Genomic DNA, 19727 nt, shown 5'->3' with positions numbered 1-19727 from the left:
ATACGAAGGGAGAGGGAAAGATGTTAAAAAAGACAGCTTCAATAATATTTGCTTCAGTACTGGCACTCGGCACTGTTCAGAGCGGAGCATATGCGGAGGCGGCAGATGAACTTAAAGACAGCGGTATAAATTATACTGAAACTACGGAAACTATTCAGAATCCGGGAGCAGGCTATACCACCACCGTCTGGGCTAACTGTGCCCCCGGCGAAACGAAGGTTTACGATCCTGAAGGCAGTTTAGTTCTTTTCTTTATAAATATAGGACAGTTTTCATCGGGAATAAACGGCACTGCCGACTATGATCTTGATGAGACATTTTTTGATGCATGGCGCAGAACATTTGAAAACTGCCGTAAAAACGGCTGTATGATAGCTGTAAGGTTCAGATATGACGATAAGGGCACGGCTGATCCCGAGCCTGCGACGTTTCAGAAAGTGCTTGATCATGTAAGGCAGATAAAGGAAAGTAATATATTATCCGATAATGAGGATATACTTGCTTTTGTAGAGTGCGGATTTGTTGGTAAATGGGGGGAGCAGCACGGCGGAAAGTATACAGATAATGTTCAAGACAAAGCAAAGCTCCTTGATGCAGTGCTCGATGCAGTCCCCGAAAGTGTGCCTGTATCTGTAAGGACTCCCGATATATTTGCGGAATGGGCAGGTATTGACCGTTCGCAGCTTTATGATAGAGATATTCATCTGCTCAAAGTGCCTGATCTGGATTATTCAAAGATATTTTCACACCGTGTCGGACTTTATGATGACGGATATATGGGGAGTGATACGGATCTCGGTACATATAAAAATCGTGAGATAGAAACAAGCTGGATCGGTGATGAAGAATCGGTGTATTTCGGCGGCGAATTTTCGGGAAATATTGAATACGCCAAGGAGTTTGACACATATCTGCCGCAGAATGCAATACCTGAGATGTACAAAACTCATCTCAGCTACATAAACGGCAATATCTTTAAGCTTTACGAGGATTATACCTTCGGTAAGGAATATGATGTTGATGGTGTTGATAACTCCGCGTATTACGGCGAAAGCGTATTTAAATTCATAAGAGATCATATCGGTTACCGATTTGTTCTGCGCAAATCCGAGTTTTCACCAAAGGTAAAGCAGGGCGGAGTGCTTGATCTGAATTTTGATATTGAAAATACAGGTTTTGCAAATCCCATATTTTATCCAAAATCATATCTTATACTTGAAAAAGACGGTATATTCTATCAGTCAAAAATAGATATCCAACCTCATACATGGAGTTCATGCGAGGTAAATAAAACTGAACTTGAAATGCAGCTCCCTGACTGTATGGAAGAAGGAAAATGGAATATTTATCTGAGGCTTTCCGCAATTGATGACCAATTCGGCGGCGCTTCCTATGACAAAGCGCCGCTACACCCGAAATACGGAATAAAATTTGCAAACGACGGTATCTGGAATCCGACCTATGGTGCAAATTACCTCGGAAACTTTGAGATAACGAAAACAGATAATCACGTTACAAACAATACTCTATATCATAAGTACACAGATATGCGGTATAATAATCTGCCGCTTACGTTTAACGGCTTTATAAATACTGACGGCAAAAGAACCAATGAATATGAATGGAAGGAAAAGGATATCATAGCCGAAAAAGGCAATGATAAGGTTTATTTAAAGGCTGATGACAAGAACCTTTATATAATGACTGAGATGCCTGATACTGCCAAAGCTCCCGTGTACAACATAGAGCTGAACAATAACGGCGAAAAGTACTGGATATATTTTGCCTCAAACGGCTATATATACTTCAATCATGATTCATACGGTGACAGTCAGTGCAAGTGGAGCGGTAAAATGGCAGAGGTAATGATACCTTTTGAGGTAATGGGACTAAAATCAGGCGGCGAGATATCTTCACTCAGGGTATTCTTGCAGGACAGCAGTGACAGCTGGAAGCTACTCAGTGATATTACAGTGAAAAATGCAGTAATACCTTCTGATTTTTCGGTATATTCCGCAAGCTGCAATATGAGGCTCAAAGAGGGAAGTACCCATGATCTTTACGTGAAGACCGATCTTCCCGATCTGAAATTCCAGTGGTATCATAATAATGAGGCTATAGAAAATGCTACAGATCAGAAATTTACCATAGAAAATGCTCAGCAGTCGACTGTGGGACAGTATTCGGTGAGAATAACTACTGCCGAAGGCATAGAGAAAACCTTTGATATAGCTAATGTTCTGGCTGTGACAAACGAAAATGACGCCAATGAAAAGCTGCGCGGTGACGTTAACCTCGACGGAACAGTTGATATGGCAGATGTGGTGCTTATAATGCAGTCATTATCGAATCCGAATAAATACGGTGTAAACGGAAGCGACAGCAGTCATATAACAGCACAGGGCATTAAAAACGGAGATGTTTATAATAATAGAGATGGTATCACAGTAAACGATGCACTTGAGATACAGAAGTATCTTCTCGGTACTATAGAAAATTTTGAATAAAAAATATAGCGGCACAGATCATTTGTGCCGCTGATTTTATGACTTAAGGTGAAAAAAATGAAGATTAGGTGTATTTTATAGTAATATTAATACATAAAACTTTGAAAAATATCAATATTATGTTGCAATGCGTAAAAAAAGGTGTTATAATACAAATGGGTAAAAGGTCTGATCGGGATATTAAGATCTAAGGAGGAAATAATGATGAGAACAAAAAAGTGCAGTTTTGTACTTGCGGCTGTGGTAGTGGCTTCTTATTTCGGAGGCTTTCCGCAGTCAGACGGAAAAGCATATGCTGCTGATAACAGTATGCGCGACATGACGACTATGGAAATAGTCAAGGATATGGGAATAGGAATAAACCTCGGTAATACTATGGAAGCCTGCGGAGACTGGATCGCCGATGTTGATGCACAGTGGGGCGACGGGATCCTTACCGTTAAGGACTATGAGACAGCTTGGGGAAGTCCTGTTATAACAAAAGCCATGATACAGGGAATGGCTGATGAGGGCTTTGGAGTTGTCCGCGTTCCAGTTGCATGGTCAAACCTTATGGGAGAAAATTACAAGATCAGCGATGAACTTGATGCGCGTGTACACGAGATAGTTGACTGGGTAATAGATGCTGATATGTACTGTATCATCAATATCCACTGGGATAACGGCTGGGTAAATACATTCCCTGATAATAAGGACGAGTGCATGAAGCGTTACAAGATAATGTGGGAGCAGATATCTGACAGCTTTAAGGATTACGGTGACAAGCTCATGTTTGAGTCACAGAATGAGGAGCTTGGCTGGGAGAGCGTATGGAATCCGTGGGGAAGTACCGACGGAAAGGCTGAATCCTATGGACTTGTAAACGAGATAAATCAGAAGTTTGTAGATGTTGTAAGGAATTCAGGGGGCAACAATCCTAAGCGTCATTTGCTTATATCAGGCTATAACACCGGCTTTGACCGCACCTGTGATCCGCTTTTCAAAATGCCTGACGATCCCGCAAACCGTATGGCAGTATCCGTGCATTACTATACTCCCGCTGGGTTTGCTATCCTCGAAGATAAGGATGAAACATGGGCAAAGGCTCGTTCTACATGGGGAACAGCTGATGACTACAAGGAACTCAATGACAATATGGAAATGATGAAAAAGGGATACATAGATAAGGGTATACCTGTAATTGTCGGCGAATACGGCTGTCCTACAAAGGGAAAAGATCCTGAGTCTGTAAGACTTTTCCTTAGCTCTGTCTGCAAATCAGCATACGAACACGGACTTTGTCCCGTACTCTGGTCAACTCCGGATTCGACTACAGATGACGGAACTGTTATCAAGGGACATTATGACAGATCTGTCTGCAAGCTTGTAGATCAGGAATTAAAGAAGCTTTTTAACGAGATATCTGGCTTCAAGCCAAAGGAAACAACAACAACAACTACTACTACTACTTCAACGACTACAACAACTGTTACTACCACTACCATAACTTCGACAACTACAGTAACTTCTACACTTGTTACATCAACATCTGAAACGACTGCTTCAACAGTTACAACTTCAGCCGCACCTGAAGCTAAGGCAAATACATGGGGCGATGTCAACTGTGACGGCGATATTGATATGTCAGATATAGTTCTTATCATGCAGAGCCTTGCTAATCCGAACAAATACGGGATCGGCGGAACAGATGCCAACGCCATCACGGCACAGGGTCAGGCAAACGGAGATGTTGATACCGCAAGCAAGGGTATAACATCAAACGATGCTGTCCGTATCCAGGAATTCCTTCTCCATAAGATAGCAACACTTGAGCCTGTAAAATCATAAATACTCCATTCAAAATATAAAAATGAAAGCTCCTGATAATTCAGGAGCTTTCATTATATATTACGTTCAATATCAACTGTTTTTCTGCGCCAGTCGTTTGTAGCCTGTTCATATGCTCTGTCGAAGAAAGCAGCTGCTTCGTCGAGCCTGCCCATTTTTTTCAGGCATCGTGCTTTATCAAGGAAAACACCGAATGAGAGCTGTTCATCTTTAGCATACTTGTTAAGCAGCTTCAAAGCATTGTCATACTGCTCATGTATCATTAGAGATTCAAAATAAGCTGTATCCATAAAATAGTCGGTGATCTCGTTCATTCCACGGTATTTAGCGAAATATCGCTCGCTGTTCCTGAGCTGATCCTCCACCTTTTTCTTATCGTTCCGACCTGCGTAAAGCTGTACCCACAGAACGCAAAGCATTACGATATTATGCTGTGCAGGCAGAGATTCAGGATTTTTAGCCTGTACCTGCATGAAGTCGATATCAGCTATTTCAAGCTTTGCCTCAGCCTTTTCAAACTGTCTCAGAGACATGTAGGCTTCCGCAAGAAACATGGCATACTGATTAGTATAAGCAGTGTATTTCCGCGGCTCAGCTCTGCAAAATGTGAGCTGATCCTCCATTTTGGATATGACCTCGTCAGAGTATCCGCACTCAGCGATCTTCTGGAGTATTTTGCGGAATACCATATACTGTCTGTTAAGACGCGGTAAAATAAACAGTCTTGCAACAAGGTTTGCGATAACGGAACCGATAGCTGCAAAAATAACACGGAAAGTCATAGAATTTGCAGTCTGCCGTCCGCTGAGACCTGATGAAAAAAGGTCGATAAAAGATATAAGGGAGAAGATGATAATAAACATCATCGCCCACCGCATGAAAACAGCGGTAAAGATCATTATGAACTTATTACGCTTTGAATATGGTTCTTTCATATTTTTCATGCTCCCGGAAACGGAGCCCTTTCTTAATGGTCGGTATCGGCATACAGCCGAAAGCATAAACGAATATCTTTATGATGTACACGGCAAGGAACGTACTTATCTTGATATAATACCACAAAGCATGATATTTGTAAAGCTGCATTAACGTACAGAGGCTCCGATATAAGTTCGGAGCCTCTGACGTTTTGAAAATGGAAGAACAATTAATGATTAATAAGCAGTTTTCTTAAGAATATAAGGTCAAAAACATCAGCAAGCCCGTCCTCGTTGCAGTCGCACATAGAACGCAGCCTAACCTTGCCGAGCAGTGAATTCTGCAAGTAAACAAGATCCGCAACATTTACTTCGCCGTCGCGATTGACATCTCCTATAAGCTTTTCGTGGATAACAGTGGTGGTTGTGGTGGTCGTGGTCTGTGATGTGGTAGAGGTCGTGGACGAAGTAGTAGTTGTGGATGTGAAAGGTGCTGCAGTAGTAGTTGTAGTCGTTTTTGTAGTAGTGGTGATAGTCGGTTTTGATGTTGTTGTAGTTGTTTTTGTAGTTGTCGTGGTAGTCGGTTTTGATGTTGTTGTAGTTGTTTTTGTAGTTGTCGTGGTGGTCGGCTTTGATGTAGTCGTTGTTGTTTTTGTAGTTGTCGTAGTGGTTGGTTTTGATGTAGTCGTTGTTGTTTTTGTAGTTGTCGTAGTAGTCGGCTTTGATGTAGTCGTTGTTGTTTTTGTAGTTGTCGTAGTAGTTGGCTTTGATGTTGTCGTTGTTGTGGTGGTAGTCGTAGTAGTAGTGGTGGATGTTGTTGTTACCGGTTTCGTGTATACGTAATCGTTTTCGGATATCTCGGGATAATTCAGCGGAGTAATGGTATAGGCATTTTCAGGAGTATGATTTGTGAAGAAGCGCTTTGAACCCTTCAGGAAATAATCATACTTTACCTGACGACCGCCATTTCCGTCAGTATCGTCCCATGTTACGTCCATAGCGTACCAGTTTCCGTCCTCCATCATTACATAATTCCACATATGTGCAGAATTGTCTTCTTCATTGAGGTTGCCGAAAACACATACACAGGGAATATCAAGTCTGTCACAGATGAGCTTGAAAGCCTCGGAATATCCTTCACATACAACTCCCGGTTCAACAAGAGCACCAAGTGAAGAGCTGCTGAATTTTGCATCCGTATCATAAAATGTAAACTTAGCTATGTAATCATGGATACTTTTCAGCTGTTCATATCTTGTTTCTCCTGAAATGTCAACACTTTCGAGAGCATCTTCAAGCTTTTTGCCATAATCCGCAGCCTCATCGACTGATTCAAAGCAGCTCAGATAAGCAGGATATATGGTAATACTGTATATATATGCAGTATATCCGCTTGATAAAGGCCAGTTTGAAGTAAAAGACGTATCCTTTCCGATGGCAATAGCCCAGTTTGATGGTTCTACCCAGTAAAGCTCAGGCATATCAAAGAATGCGCAGTCCAGTCCGGGTTTACAGTTTTCAATAAATGCGTTCTGAAGCTTTTCAGCGTCTTCGTCCTTGAAGCCTCTTGATGAATAAGGAGAAGATGAAAGCTTTACGCTTACAGGATTCGGGAGTGTTACAGTAAATGCCTGGTCTGTCGGTCCTGTAAAAGCTTTTACGGCATTGTATACTGCAAGATTGTTTTCATCAAGCATATCACCGTAATTATATGAACCGATATTGTAGTTTGAAGCAATTTCAGGATTGTTAAGAGTCTGAGGCGAAAATATATCAATATCCCCGAGATATACCTCGCTCTCCATTTGTTCCGATCCTTGCGATGTCGTATTGCCCTCAGCAAATGCCGAACCTAAGCAGCCGCCGGCGAGCATAGCCATAGATGTCACAACAGAGATCGTCGATGAGATTAATTTTTTCATAAAGATACCTCCTACTGAAGCAATTAATTCCCATCCCCTATGTACTTTTTCTATATACTTATATTATATACAAAATCGCCATAAAAGTCAATAACTTTCGCCTATTTTTCATCAAACATTTACATTTGAAATATATGGAGTTATTGCCATTCCAAAAGAGAATATCGCTATATACAGGCATAATTGCGAAAACAACAAAAAAAAAAGTTTTCCTGCATTATAATTTGTTATATTGTCACTTGAAAATGTCCGAATGCTGTGATATACTTTTATTTGGAGATTTTGTGCTGTTATGCACTTATAAATATTTGAAAGGTGAGATCCTTATAATGAATTTATCCCAGATGACAAAAGATGAGATCGCTTCGTTCAAGAGCGAGAACGAGAAGCTCTATAATGACTTCAAGGGTCAGGGGCTTTGTCTCAATATGGCAAGAGGTAATCCGTGTAAGGAACAGCTTGAGCTGAGTGTAGATATGCTCAGGGTTTTCGATGACGGAAACTTTATGAGCGAGTGCGGAAACGATGTCCGCAATTATGGTATACTTGACGGTATTCCCGAGGCAAAGAAGCTGTTTTCGGATATGCTGGGCGTTGCTTCTGATGAAGTCATCATTTACGGTAATTCAAGTCTTAATGCCATGTTCTTTACAGTACAGTGCGCATTCAATAAGGGCATACTCGGAAGCAAGCCGTGGTCACAGTGCGGAAAGATCAAGTTCCTGTGTCCTGTACCCGGTTATGACAGACATTTCAAGGTAACTGAGTTTTTCGGCGTAGAGATGATAAATGTTCCTATGACTCCTACAGGTCCTGACATGGATATGGTAGAGGAGCTTGTAAAGGACGAAGCTGTAAAGGGTATCTGGTGTGTACCGCAGTATTCAAATCCTGACGGTATCTCATACAGCGACGAGACAGTAAAGCGTTTTGCTGCACTCAAGCCCGCTGCAAAGGACTTCAGAATATTCTGGGATAATGCTTACTGCATACATCATCTTACAGATAAGCCCAAGTATATACTTAATATACTTGACGAGGCTAAGAAGGCAGGCAACGAGAACATTGTTTATATGTTCGGTTCAACATCAAAGGTAACATTCCCCGGTGCAGGCGTTGCAGTAATGGGCGCAAGCAAGGAGAATATCGAAGAGCTTAAAAAGTATCTCGGCATCAGCATAATTGGTTACGATAAAATGAACCAGATGCGCCATGTCAAGTATTTTGGTACATATGAAAATATGGTTGAGCATATGAAGAAGCACATGGCTATCATTGCTCCAAAGTTCAGTCTTGTATGTGAAAAGCTCCAGAGTGAGATCGCACCGCTCGGTATCGGTACATGGACAACACCTGAGGGAGGATACTTCATCTCATTCAATGCTCCGAACGGCTGTGCAAAGAGAATAGTTCAGCTCTGCAAGGACGCAGGCGTAACACTTACAGGTGCAGGCGCTACTTTCCCATACGGAGTTGATCCAGAGGACAAGAACATCAGACTTGCTCCTACATATCCTCCGATAGAGGATCTCGCAAAGGCAATGGAGCTGTTTGTGATATGCGTAAAGATAGCAGCTGCTGAAAAGCTTCTTGCTGAATAAAAAATCAAGCCTCCTGAATATCAGGAGGCTTTTTATGTTATTTTGCAAATACTTCTCTTTCGATAACGTCCATATTTGCGTTAAAGTCTACTTGCAGAACATTTCCCACATCAACATCTGCGCCATAGAATGTACCGTCGTAAGGTATCTGTATCTGCTTCATTTTATATCTTGCTGCGAAAGGCAGTCTAAGAGAGAGCAGATAAGCATCGAGTGTTGACATATTCGTTGAAACATCTGGAATAACGTCAGATGCAAGGTGTTTGAACATTGAAGGTCTGAACGACTTGAGTTTTGCAATGATAAGGGACATAACTCTGCGCTGACGCTCTGTACGTTCAAAGTCGCTGTTGCCGACCTTACGGATACGAGAGTAGGAGAGTGCCTGCTTGCCGTTGAGGTGGAGCTTTCCGCCGTGTTCCAGAAGGTCGGACATTCTGTCATCGCCCATAAGTTCATTTACCTCAGATATGAGGATAACGTTTATTTCTTCTGCTTCTTCGTCACTCACTTCTATATCAATTCCGCCGACAGAGTCAACAACGGATACGAATGAAGCAAAATCAACAGAAACATAATCGTCTATACGTACATCGAAATTATACTCGATAGTATCCATGAGAAGCTCAGGACCGCCGAATGCATAGGCAGCGTTTAGCTTGTTCCAGCCGTTGTTGGGGATCTCAACATAGCAGTCACGCATGAATGAAGTCATAATAAGCTCATTGGTCTTGCTGTTAAGTGAGACGAGTATCATAGAGTCCGAACGTCCGCGGTCATCATTGGTTCTACCGTCAGTACCGATTACAAGCACACTGCGTACATGACCTCTGCCGACATTATCTGAATAGTGAGTACGGTTTCCTGTTTCAACATGGTTCATCTTGTTTATAAGGCTTATGGAAGTACACGAGTATACTCCGAAAAGCACAAGGAATATACCTAAAAGAGACTTTATTATCCTGCCGATTATCTTTCCAGCAAGAGATTTATGCCTGCGCTTTTTCTTTTTGGGCTGATATTCAGGCTCGGGAGCCTGCGAAGTTCTTTTCTGAGAAGCAGGACGCTGGGGCGGCGGTGGAGGCGGTGCTGTCGGAGCAGTCTGCGGAGCCTGTGTATAGCCGCTGTAGTTCTGAGGCGGCTGCTGATTATAGTCGTAATACTGTCCGTCCTGCTGCTGATGCATCGGCGGAGGTGGAGCAGAGCTGTGAGGGAACTGAGGCGGCTGTCCCGACTGGGGGAACTGGGGCGGATCGTTTGAAGTATACACTCTCTCGCCGTTTTTCTGCTGTGGACGGGGGGCATTGCTGCCGACTCTCCTCAGGTGTGGGAGCTCCTGATTTGGCTGCCGATATGCCCTGTAATCATTAAGATCATCAGGGAGCAGCATTGTATCCTCATCGTCAGTATTTTTTATTTCGTCATGGTCTTTGCCATTATATCTGTTTGGCATGGTTGTGTCCTTTCTATGCTTTAAGAACCTGTATCAGCGCTTTCGGAAGATACAGGTTCTTTGATTATTTATGTTTTTTTGATGCTTACGGCTATATATGTAACAGCAGCCCACACTACATTATAAACTATCAGTGCAGTAGCTGACATATATACATAATTGGAGCGGAATGCCTTTGAAAGTAACAGAAGCATACACAGTCCGAAGCCGAGAAGTATTGATGCTGTCTGTAGGATAAGCCCGATAATAGCTGATGCGTGGACTACCTTAGTGCCGATAAGAAGCTCGGCGAGTGATGCAAATTTACCTGTAGTAGCCATTGAAGAGCTTAGGCGGACAGCTTTTTTAGTCTCCTCATAGAAGTCCTCATGGAGCTTTTTGGGAAGTATCCTTGCCATATCCTCGGGTATACCGAAGAGTCTGTTGAGCTTTTTAACTGTGATACATGGATCGATACTCTTTACGAATAAGCATATCTTATTTTTACAGAGCTTCTTTGACCACTTCTTAACATAGCGGTCTGCAACTATATCAACTACGAACATTGCAGCAAGATTGCCCGATATAGAAAGGTACATTGCGTCCTTATTTCCGTCGATCATCTCAGCTTCCTGAGTTTTTGTAGGAACTCCTTCGATATTGTGGCTTGTCATGAGCTCACGGTTTCCGAAGAGGACTCTCTTGTTGTTTATCCATCCACACATACCCATACCTTCCTCGTATGAGTAATTCTCGATAGGGTAAAGTACGCCGTTTCTGCCTGCGATGACATCAGTGAAAAGCTGAGACATTATGCTTCCTGCTGTAGCCGTAAGGCTTGCAGCTTCAAGGAGAGCTTCATCGAGCTTTGTATTTGAGAATACCTTTATACCGTCGAGTCTTACAGTACCCTCAGGGAAAAGAGAGCCTGCATCAACGAGTATTGAATTAGTGTCATAAAAGTCATCAACGCTCTGATATCCAAGCATTATGCCCTTGTTCCTGATAGCGCTGTTTGATACATTTTCCAGCGGTATATTGACTACAAACGGCATAGCGATGCAGGAAGTAGCGCATATGATCATACTGAATATGGAGAAGCCGAATGCAGCTGAGTCAAGGTTGAAGAAAGTGCCCTTACAGAAGAATGTAAGGAAGAATGAAACTATAATTGAAGCAATAAAGCATATTGGAGTAGCCTTTTTGCAGAATTCATCAGTCATATCAGATGAATAGGTATATCTCAGGAAGTCTGTGAGAAAGTCCGTTTTTCTCATGGAAACGAGGATAGGAAAGTCTCCGAGAGTACCTCTTGTTATACGTTCAGCACGTTCCTCATCGGTAACATAGGTCACACCGTGTCTGTCGAAATTCTTTGAAACGAATTTGAAATTCCTTGCCGCACGCCTTATGATAAGGAGTTTGCCAACGGAATTGATAAACAGTGCGAGTATACCTACAGGCATATATATATGTATGTTTTCGGCTGTTACAAGATCAGGTCTGAGAAATGCAGGGATTATGGCAATGAGGCAGGATAATGCTGTCACAGCCGTCATTGAATCGCCGTCTGCTTTAAGAGTGACAAGCTTTTTCACACCCTTTGTGATGACAGCCATTGACGAAAGTATCGAGATAACGCCAAGCAGCAGGTGTGTAGTAAGATATGTCTTTATATGAGACATACTAAGGAAGTCCAGCAGCGGGAGCTGGAACTGGTTTGATACAGTGATGAATAAGCTCAGAAAAGCCGTCATAGCGAGAATTACGACTCTGACGGAAATAGTGCTTTTCAGTTCATATATATCTCGTCCTACATCTTCGACATCGCCGTAGTAATTGAAATCGACGATACGCTTTGTCCTTTTCTGCTTTGAATGGACTGACATATATTCGTCAGCTTCCTGAGTAATGTGGACATCGAGCTGACCTGCGTCTATCTGAGCTTTTTCGCTGAGATTAATACTTGTGAGCTCTGCTCTCGGGGCAGGCTCAACAGGTCTTGCAGCTTCAACAGCAGCAGGGGAAGGAACGATATCGGTTATCTGCTTTCGCCCCTCAGGGCTTTCGGCAGCCTGTATTATCTGTATCCTGCTTCGCTTTTTCTTTTTGAACTCAGGCGGAGAATACATATACTCTCCCTCTGGAGTCTCCTTAGCGTAGGTATAATCGTTATCCTTTCTGCCCTTGCGCTTCTTTTTATATTTTTTTTCGTCAGCTTCCTTGGCGCGTGTTGATTCGCTCATACGCCTTATTTTGGGAGCTTCATCGGGATTCATCTGTACAGGGGTGACTACACCTGACGGTATGACCTTTCGCTGAGGATTTGTACGTATTTCGCTCATTGCATCCGAGCTTACAACGGCTATCTTATGCCTTGAAAGGTCGGCAGGCTTGACAGCGTCCGCAGGCTGTTCGTTGCGGAGTGCGTTATCAAAGAGAGCGGATTTCTCGTGAGAAACGGGAGGTCTCGATTTTGCTTTCTGAACGATGTCGGGTGAGTCTACAGTTGAATTTATGATCTTCTGGGCATCTACTCTGCCCACTTTAGTCTTAGGTTCGTGGTTATCGGGAGAGTACTCGTCCAGAATAGCCTCCAGCGATGGTTTCTGTTCCGACATAATTATCTCCTTAGTTATTGCCTCTGCGCTGACGCAGTACCTCATACATAAAGATACCGGCTGCTACGGAAGCATTGAGTGAATTGATCTTTCCCAGCATGGGGAGTTTTATCATAAAGTCGCATTTTTTCTGGATAAGCTTGCTCATGCCGAAGCCCTCAGAGCCTATAATAAGAGCAACTCCGCCCGTAAAGTCGGTCTCGGAGTAATCAGTGCCCGAGGCATCGGTGCCGTATATCCAAACACCGTTTTCCTTGAGGGTGTCGATACAGCTTGCAAGGTTTGAGACTCTGGCAACAGGTACATAATTTGCTGCACCTGCCGAGGTCTTGAAAACAGTAGCGTTAAGAGAAGCGCTTCTGCGCTTAGGTATGATAACGCCGTCAGCTCCAGATGTTTCGGCAGTACGGATAATAGCACCGAGATTATGAGGGTCTTCGATCTCATCACAGATGATGATGAAAGGCTTGGTGCCCTTTTTCTGTGAAACAGCAAGGATATCCTCAACTGAGACATATTCGCCGCAGGCTCCTTCGGCAACAACGCCCTGATGAGAAGCGCCGCCTGAAAGTCTTGAGAGCTTTTTATCATCGGCATCTTTTACGACGATGCCATTATCTTTTGCAAGTCGGCGGATAACACCGAGGCTTCCGCCGTTACCGTTGATATATATAGTATCAAGGTTAGCACCTGATTTAAGTGCTTCGATAACGGGATTGCGTCCGCATATTATATTTTCGGACGCTTCTGTAATATTTTTCTCTTTTTCCATATCTTACAGAGGGCACAAAAGCTGCCCATGCTCCTTTTGTTCTGTGTTTGTGATAACTGCTTCAAGCGAAATATCATTCCTATTATATCATTAATCGCCTGAAATTACAAGTGTTTTTTATTTTTGTGGAAATACAGCTGTTTTTATCTGTTTATATCTATGATTGAAAGCTCCGGACGATTGAATATTCTTGGTATGAATATCATTCTCAGGGGTCTTGCAAGTCCGCGGCTTATGATGTGGACTGTATCGCCGTACTCATACATACCCGTGGTGTATTTCGGGAACAATCCCTGCTGTGGTGCATATAGTCCCTGATCGAGTATCTTAGGTATTCTCCACTGACCGCCGTGAGCGTGTCCCGAAAGGATAAGGTCAAAAGACTTATCAGTATTGAAGCCCTTGCCGAGGTATGAGTCGATGTCCTCGGGCTGATGAGCGACAAGGATATTGTAGTGGTCGTCATCGAGATTATCGAAGCATTCCTGAAGCTGAGTTGAATACTTATGGCATGCTTCAGCGTTTTCAGCTCCGAAAAGTCGGATATTCTGTCCGTTTACAGTGTAATCGGCATAGTCCTCGCCAATGAGTATAGGACCAAAGGCTTTGGCTTTTTCGTAGAATTCGTCAATATCGCTTCGCATCTCCTCGTGATTTCCTGGGGAGTAAAAGCAGGGATACTCGATATACAGCGCTTTCATAAGTGTGAGAGCGTTTTCGGTGCCGCCCCACATATCAACGATATCTCCGCCGAAAATAACGATATCCGGATCAGCTTTGTGTACTGCGTCCATGATGCGTGACTGATTTTTGTCACCGTAAAAGCAGTTGTGCAGATCGGAGATAAATACAATCCTGAGCCCCTTGTCAAGCTTATCAGATTTTACCTTGTATTTTACAGTCTGCATCATAAATCCCCATGCACTGAGGATAATCAATATAACCAGCAGTATCAGCATGATCTTTAATCTTTTTTTAGCTTTGGGCGATAATTTCTTACCCATTATTTACCTCTTTCTGCGATAATGTTTATCATTTCTCCCACATTCTTCATGCCTGAGACTTCGCGCATCTTGAAGCGCATACCGAATTCTGATTCAACAGCACCGATAAGATTTATATGTTCGATGCTGTCCCAGTCCTCAATGTCGTCAGCTGTAGTGGAAGCTGTTACTGAAATTGAGGAGTCACCGAAAACATCGCGGAAAACCTCGTTAAGTCTTGGGATAATTTCGTTTGTGTTCATTTTATAAGCTCCTTTTCTTTTGTTTTTATGACTTTGTTTTTTTGTTTATAGTCAGTGATATCAAGATGCCATACCGAGTCGCCGTTTTCGTCTTTTTTGATCAGAGTGAAGCCGAAATCACCGTACAGCTCCGATACCATATTGTTCTTTGCAGTTTTATAGTAATAGCCGTTAAGTTCTGTGATATTCTTACTTTTAGCCTGCTTCACAAGCTCGTCCAGCATAGCAAGCTCCATATCACGTTTGAGAACGCGGCAGCTCATGAGCCACAGCTCGATATCCAGCTCATTGCCTTTTATTTTTCCGATAACTACCGAGACTATGCCGTTATCGCCGAATTTGTCACTGAGCTGACCGCAGAGACATATATGGTCACTGCTGGTACTGAGCTGCTGTATCTCGTTTTCGGTATAGCGTCTTGTGGTCAGGTTGAACTGATTGCTCTTGTTGGTGAGCTGAGTCACGCGCTGAATGTATACAGGCTCAAAGCCGCTTATTTCAGCCGTCATATCAAGACTGAGCAGGTAATCGGTATAGTTTACAAACTGCTTCTGCTGAGAGGCTCTTCTGGCATTTGCCGCATACATCTCCGAGCGGTGCATATCATCGGCGGAAAGGGAAGTTATCTCGAAATATCCGCTTCTTGAAAGTGCATACATTGCATCGTGTACGCTTGTCATGGGAACTGTCTGCACCGCAGGCAGCTGTCCCTCTACTATAGCGCATTCCGCAGGATTATCGTCAATAAAGACGAAAGAGTCTATGCCAAGAGACAGCTCATCAGCCGACTCGGCAATATTCTGATCCTTTGGCTGCCAGTTTGCTTTTATGGACACGAAATCATCTGGAGCAAGTATACTGCTTGGGTGCTTTAATCCCAGAAGAGTATTTTCCTCTTCGTTTTTTGAGCATACAGCAAGAAGCACACCGTAGTCCTTATAGCCCTTGAGAAAAGACTGGAACTCACTGAATGACTGGCCTGTGGCAGTTTCGGGACCTATCTCTATGCCCTCCTGACCGTCATCACCGATAACTCCGCCCCATAGTGTATTATCAAGGTCAAGGTCAATGACCTTTTTGTTTTTACCGTATACCGACTTGATGATACAAGCGATGCTGTAGGCAAGCTCGGGGATAACCTCGGTGCTCATAGCGTATTTATATAGATACCAGTCATCGGCATTATGCCATTTTGTAAGTCCGAGGACCGATGAAAGGTAGTTTATATCATTCACGAAAAATCCCTTGTGTGTACGCGCCCAGTCCGACACAAAAACGTTCATGCGCTGTATAAAAGCAGCCTGCCCGCAGGTACTCCAGCCGTCGAAGCTGCCTGAGCGGCGGAACAGCGGAAGCTCAAAATTATTCTGTATAACAGGGCAGTGGAAACGCTTTTCAAGGCTTTCCCATACCTGTTTGAATATATCTTTCTGCTCATTGAGCCTTGACTTAACGCTTTCGGCAGTTTCTGAAGGGCTTTCAGGGGTACAGGTCAGATTTCTCGAAGTTGTATGGATAAAGATCATATCAGGGGAGAAGCTGTCAAGCTCTGGATTGCCGAAAACAGCATCTTCATAGAATTTATTGTATTCAGACTGATAGAATACAGGTTCAATTCCGAAATTCAGGAGAAAAAGCTCAAGCACAGAAACGATATGATCGGTTGTTGAACCGCCGAGTACGGCGATCTTTTTCTTTATGCGGACGCTGCCGTCGCTGAGGAGTTCTTTGCGCAGACCGCGTTTTTTTCTCATTATATATGCAGAGTCAAAAGGAAAAACAAGCTCTTTCATTATGTCTCCTTATCTGATAAGATTGTTGTATATACTGTTTCTGTTCACACCCACAGCCGAGAAGGAACACATTGAGAACAGCAGGTCTGTAGCACCGACATCACGTATGAAATCTATTGCATTAAGCTCAAAATAGCGGATATCGCAGAGGTAGATGTTCTCAAAGGAGCTTGTCAGCATAGGCAGGAGCGCATTTCCGTAGCTGTCCTTGAAGATAACGAGAGTTCTTCCGTTCTTGCATTCTGTATTAACATGGACTATTCTCTCGTCAGAGCCGAATACCATATAATATCCCGAATTCGGCATACCCGAAGGGTCAAACAGCAGATTAGCCACAACAGGGTTCTGAAAACGTGTATCGTACTGAGTTACTGTTACGGGAGTCTTTGGTTTGTAGTATACAAAATCTTCGGGGTTATTGAGGAGAGTTGCGCTCTGGGTGTACATATAAAGCGTACCCACATAGCCGGGAAGTGTGACGGTCTCGTATTCGGAAAGGTCTGCAAAAGGCACACCTGCGGTAAGTGCGAAGATCTGAGCAGCATAATAAGCACCAAGAGGCTGCCAATGATGATCTGTACGGGAGTAGATAGCCTCGTCCTTATGGGCGTTGAGAGCCGAGTATGCGTCAACAGACATAACATTCTGCAAAGCTCCGTTTATATTGTCGAAATCTTCCTTCTCACTATGAGCAAGGTCTTTATAGTTGTCGGGCAGATAGAATGAGCTTGAAGTCGGGAGCACCATAGAATATACATTGACATTCCCGAGCTTTTCCTTGTACTCATTAAGGTAGGAAGCGTATTCATACTCAGTGCCCCATCCGCCGCCGTAAAGCGTAATGCCGCGCTTGTTGACGATGAGGATATTGTTTGTGAGCTCTCCCTCAGCAGGAGCAGGTTCTTCCGTAGCAGGCTCTGTTGTAGCCTGTACAGCAGTAGTCTCGGTGGTAACGATAATCTCGGGCTTTGATGTTGTAGTAACACTGAGAGCCTTCTTTTTTTCAAAACCGCTTCCGTAAAGCTCTGCTCCGTCATCGCCGTTGCCGTATTTTCTGCCTTTGAGCGGCATGAGATTATCTGCGATGAACTCCTTTATATCGGCTCTGTTGTGAACGGTATCATCAAAAAAATCGGCAATGCCTTCGGTAAACTGACCGTTTGCATATGTTTTTGCGGTAAATTTCGGGAATTTTGTGAGCATACGGTTCTCGTCGTCGGCTTTTGTTTCGTGAGGGAGCATTGTCATGTATGCGAAGCCGCCTGCAAGAACAGTGCCCACAAGAATTATATTTGAAAGTGCGATAGCGTTAAGAGTCTTTTTCCTGCGTTCACGGCGGAGCTTTTTAGACTTCACGGGTATATCTATCTCTGTATTTTCACGATCCGAAGCTGCAATTGAGATCACAGGTTCAGGACGTGCGGTGTTTTTTTCAGCGTCCTTTTTTGTATCTTTTTCGGACGATGTATTCTTTTTATTTTCACTCATTTGTTGTTATCCTCTTTAAAATCTGAAGTAAAGGAAGGGATTTGTCGTAGCATCGACGAGCATAACGCTTGTAACTATAAGTATCAGAGCAGAAGCTATAGCAGCGGCAGAAGTAACAGTCGCCTTTGTTACGAAATGCTTGTCCGATACCTTCTTTATGCTGCTGATTATAGGGAAACAGCATATTACAGCCACGATCACAAGGTACATATTGTTCATAAGGGATATCTTATCCTGTACGGCAATGAATCCGTTTTTGCCGAAGCCGAAAGCAGTTTTGAAGAAAGTGCCAAGCTTGTCAAGCTTCTCAAAATAGAATATGCCGAAGCCTACGAATATAACGAATTTGCTGTAGATATGACGAATAACCACAGGTATCTTTTTCATATTTTTCTTGCCTATCTTCATTTCGATGAAAATGAAGATACCGTAATAAAGTCCCCATATTATGAAGTTCCAGCTTGCGCCGTGCCATATACCAGTACAGAGCCATACGAGGAAGAGTCCGCCGTACTTTCTGCGCTTGCCGAAAATAGGGATATAGAGCACATAGTCGCGGAAAAACGTACTGAGAGATATATGCCAGCGCTGCCAGAATTCGGTAATATCCTTACATATGAACGGGTGCTTGAAGTTTTCGTCAAAGTGGAAGCCGAAAACTCTTCCGAGACCGATGGCAATGTCGGAATATCCCGAAAAATCAAAGTATATCTGTAAGCCGTAAGCAATAACACCGTACCATGCTCCAAGCATTGTTGAGCTTCCGATGTTTCCGAGGAAACTGTCTGCAATAATGCTGAGCTGATTTGCCAGCAGTACCTTTTTGCCGAGACCGAGAGCAACTCTGTTAAGACCGTATGAAACATCGCTGAGAGTAATGGTGCGTTCTTCGATCTCTTTTTCGATGGTGCTGTATCTTACGATAGGACCTGCTACAAGCTGCGGGAACAGTGTAAGGAAGAGCAGAAAGTTCTTGAAGCTTTTCTGCGGCTTGACCTTTTCCCAGTGACAGTCTATGATATATGATATGGTCTGGAAGGTATAAAAGCTTATACCTATAGGCAGCCTGATGTTTGGAACAGGTATTGAGGACGAAAAAAGGGCGTTGATATTTTCCACGATAAAACCGCTGTACTTGAAAACTCCAAGCATGAGGAGATCATAGACAACAGCAGACACAGTTGCCGCAGTATCGCCCTTTTGCCCCTGATATTTCCCTATGAGCAGACCTGCTGTATAGTTGACCACAGCAGTTATGAGCATAAGGAAGATATACACGGGTTCTCCCCAAGCATAGAAAACAAGTGAGAAAATAATCAACACCGTATTTTTGGCTTTAGTTCCTCTTGCCACAGCATAGCACAGCAGGCACAGAGGAAGAAAAATATATATAAAGAATAATCTCGAAAAAACCATTGTTCTACCGCCTTGTTGCAAATAATCTTTTTATATCTGTCTGTAGTAATACCGCGTAAAAGCAGGCGGAGCAATGTAAAATAATATAAGTATTATCAAAGTTGAAAACTTGTACAGACCATTGCAAGCCTGCACAGAATATTATACAACAAAAGCTGTCGAATTGCAAGAGAAAATGACACTGA

At 43.2% G+C, this 19727-nt stretch carries 13 protein-coding genes; 3 read left to right on the top strand and 10 right to left on the bottom strand.

From position 1 onward, the window contains the following. The first annotated feature begins 20 nt into the window (after window positions 1-20). Complete coding sequence (locus L870_RS0106160; protein WP_028517403.1) at window positions 21-2507, top strand: DUF4832 domain-containing protein; 2487 nt, start codon at window positions 21-23, stop codon at window positions 2505-2507. Window positions 2508-2708: 201 nt separating this feature from the next. After that, complete coding sequence (locus L870_RS16805; protein WP_155250150.1) at window positions 2709-4334, top strand: cellulase family glycosylhydrolase; 1626 nt, start codon at window positions 2709-2711, stop codon at window positions 4332-4334. 53 nt (window positions 4335-4387) lie between these two features. Here the strand turns inward: L870_RS16805 and L870_RS0106150 are convergent, their stop codons facing one another. Next, on the bottom strand, window positions 4388-5269 hold the full coding sequence (locus L870_RS0106150; RefSeq protein ID WP_162148432.1) for a tetratricopeptide repeat protein: 882 nt from the start codon (window positions 5267-5269) through the stop codon (window positions 4388-4390). Between the two features lie 212 nt (window positions 5270-5481). Next, window positions 5482-7173, bottom strand: coding sequence for a dockerin type I repeat-containing protein (locus L870_RS0106140; RefSeq protein WP_028517401.1), 1692 nt, complete (start codon window positions 7171-7173; stop codon window positions 5482-5484). 329 nt (window positions 7174-7502) lie between these two features. Between L870_RS0106140 and L870_RS0106135 the strand changes: the two genes are divergently transcribed. Next, the gene (locus L870_RS0106135; protein WP_028517400.1) at window positions 7503-8774 is read left to right on the top strand and encodes an aspartate aminotransferase type Ic; all 1272 of its coding nucleotides are present in this window, start codon (window positions 7503-7505) and stop codon (window positions 8772-8774) included. Between the two features lie 37 nt (window positions 8775-8811). Here L870_RS0106135 and L870_RS18435 read toward each other — a convergent pair whose 3' ends face one another. The 8 genes from L870_RS18435 to L870_RS0106095 all read right to left on the bottom strand — a co-directional run bounded on the left by L870_RS18435 (window position 8812) and on the right by L870_RS0106095 (window position 19542). Continuing rightward, the gene (locus L870_RS18435; protein WP_051411438.1) at window positions 8812-10227 is read right to left on the bottom strand and encodes an LCP family glycopolymer transferase; all 1416 of its coding nucleotides are present in this window, start codon (window positions 10225-10227) and stop codon (window positions 8812-8814) included. A gap of 68 nt (window positions 10228-10295) precedes the next feature. Continuing rightward, a complete protein-coding gene (locus L870_RS0106125; RefSeq protein WP_028517399.1) occupies window positions 10296-12827 on the bottom strand; it encodes a hypothetical protein in 2532 nt (843 codons plus the stop codon). A 10-nt stretch (window positions 12828-12837) separates the two neighbouring features. After that, window positions 12838-13599 (bottom strand): 23S rRNA (guanosine(2251)-2'-O)-methyltransferase RlmB, encoded by a 762-nt coding sequence (gene rlmB, locus L870_RS0106120; protein ID WP_028517398.1) that lies wholly within the window; start codon window positions 13597-13599, stop codon window positions 12838-12840. 143 nt (window positions 13600-13742) lie between these two features. Beyond that, window positions 13743-14603 carry a metallophosphoesterase gene (locus L870_RS0106115; RefSeq protein WP_051411437.1) on the bottom strand — a complete coding sequence of 287 codons (861 nt, stop codon included), beginning with the start codon at window positions 14601-14603 and terminating at the stop codon, window positions 13743-13745. After that, on the bottom strand, window positions 14603-14845 hold the full coding sequence (locus L870_RS0106110; RefSeq protein WP_028517396.1) for an acyl carrier protein: 243 nt from the start codon (window positions 14843-14845) through the stop codon (window positions 14603-14605). Before L870_RS0106110 ends, L870_RS0106115 begins: the two co-directional genes overlap by 1 nt. Then, window positions 14842-16638 carry an HAD-IIIC family phosphatase gene (locus tag L870_RS0106105; protein ID WP_028517395.1) on the bottom strand — a complete coding sequence of 599 codons (1797 nt, stop codon included), beginning with the start codon at window positions 16636-16638 and terminating at the stop codon, window positions 14842-14844. The genes L870_RS0106110 and L870_RS0106105 overlap by 4 nt, the downstream gene beginning before the upstream one ends. A 9-nt stretch (window positions 16639-16647) precedes the next feature. Beyond that, window positions 16648-18126: a DHHW family protein gene (locus tag L870_RS18430; RefSeq protein WP_051411436.1), complete on the bottom strand. Its 1479-nt coding sequence runs from the start codon at window positions 18124-18126 to the stop codon at window positions 16648-16650. A 15-nt stretch (window positions 18127-18141) separates the two neighbouring features. Further along, complete coding sequence (locus L870_RS0106095; RefSeq protein WP_028517394.1) at window positions 18142-19542, bottom strand: MBOAT family O-acyltransferase; 1401 nt, start codon at window positions 19540-19542, stop codon at window positions 18142-18144. Window positions 19543-19727: the final 185 nt, after the last annotated feature.

Source organism: Ruminococcus flavefaciens ATCC 19208 (genome assembly GCF_000518765.1).
Lineage (GTDB): Bacteria > Bacillota > Clostridia > Oscillospirales > Ruminococcaceae > Ruminococcus > Ruminococcus flavefaciens.
This window is presented reverse-complemented; position numbering and strand designations above follow the sequence as displayed.

What these genes read in the sequence shown, in the direction of transcription:
- L870_RS0106115 (WP_051411437.1), bottom strand. Translation starts at nt 14,603, where the DNA reads ATGGGTAAGAAATTATCGCCCAAAGCTAAAAAAAGATTAAAGATCATG.
- L870_RS18430 (WP_051411436.1), bottom strand. Translation starts at nt 18,126, where the DNA reads ATGAGTGAAAATAAAAAGAATACATCGTCCGAAAAAGATACAAAAAAG.
- L870_RS0106105 (WP_028517395.1), bottom strand. Translation starts at nt 16,638, where the DNA reads ATGAAAGAGCTTGTTTTTCCTTTTGACTCTGCATATATAATGAGAAAA.
- rlmB (WP_028517398.1), bottom strand. Translation starts at nt 13,599, where the DNA reads ATGGAAAAAGAGAAAAATATTACAGAAGCGTCCGAAAATATAATATGC.
- L870_RS0106125 (WP_028517399.1), bottom strand. Translation starts at nt 12,827, where the DNA reads ATGTCGGAACAGAAACCATCGCTGGAGGCTATTCTGGACGAGTACTCT.
- L870_RS16805 (WP_155250150.1), top strand. Translation starts at nt 2,709, where the DNA reads ATGATGAGAACAAAAAAGTGCAGTTTTGTACTTGCGGCTGTGGTAGTG.
- L870_RS0106150 (WP_162148432.1), bottom strand. Translation starts at nt 5,269, where the DNA reads ATGAAAGAACCATATTCAAAGCGTAATAAGTTCATAATGATCTTTACC.
- L870_RS0106160 (WP_028517403.1), top strand. Translation starts at nt 21, where the DNA reads ATGTTAAAAAAGACAGCTTCAATAATATTTGCTTCAGTACTGGCACTC.
- L870_RS0106140 (WP_028517401.1), bottom strand. Translation starts at nt 7,173, where the DNA reads ATGAAAAAATTAATCTCATCGACGATCTCTGTTGTGACATCTATGGCT.
- L870_RS18435 (WP_051411438.1), bottom strand. Translation starts at nt 10,227, where the DNA reads ATGCCAAACAGATATAATGGCAAAGACCATGACGAAATAAAAAATACT.
- L870_RS0106135 (WP_028517400.1), top strand. Translation starts at nt 7,503, where the DNA reads ATGAATTTATCCCAGATGACAAAAGATGAGATCGCTTCGTTCAAGAGC.
- L870_RS0106095 (WP_028517394.1), bottom strand. Translation starts at nt 19,542, where the DNA reads ATGGTTTTTTCGAGATTATTCTTTATATATATTTTTCTTCCTCTGTGC.
- L870_RS0106110 (WP_028517396.1), bottom strand. Translation starts at nt 14,845, where the DNA reads ATGAACACAAACGAAATTATCCCAAGACTTAACGAGGTTTTCCGCGAT.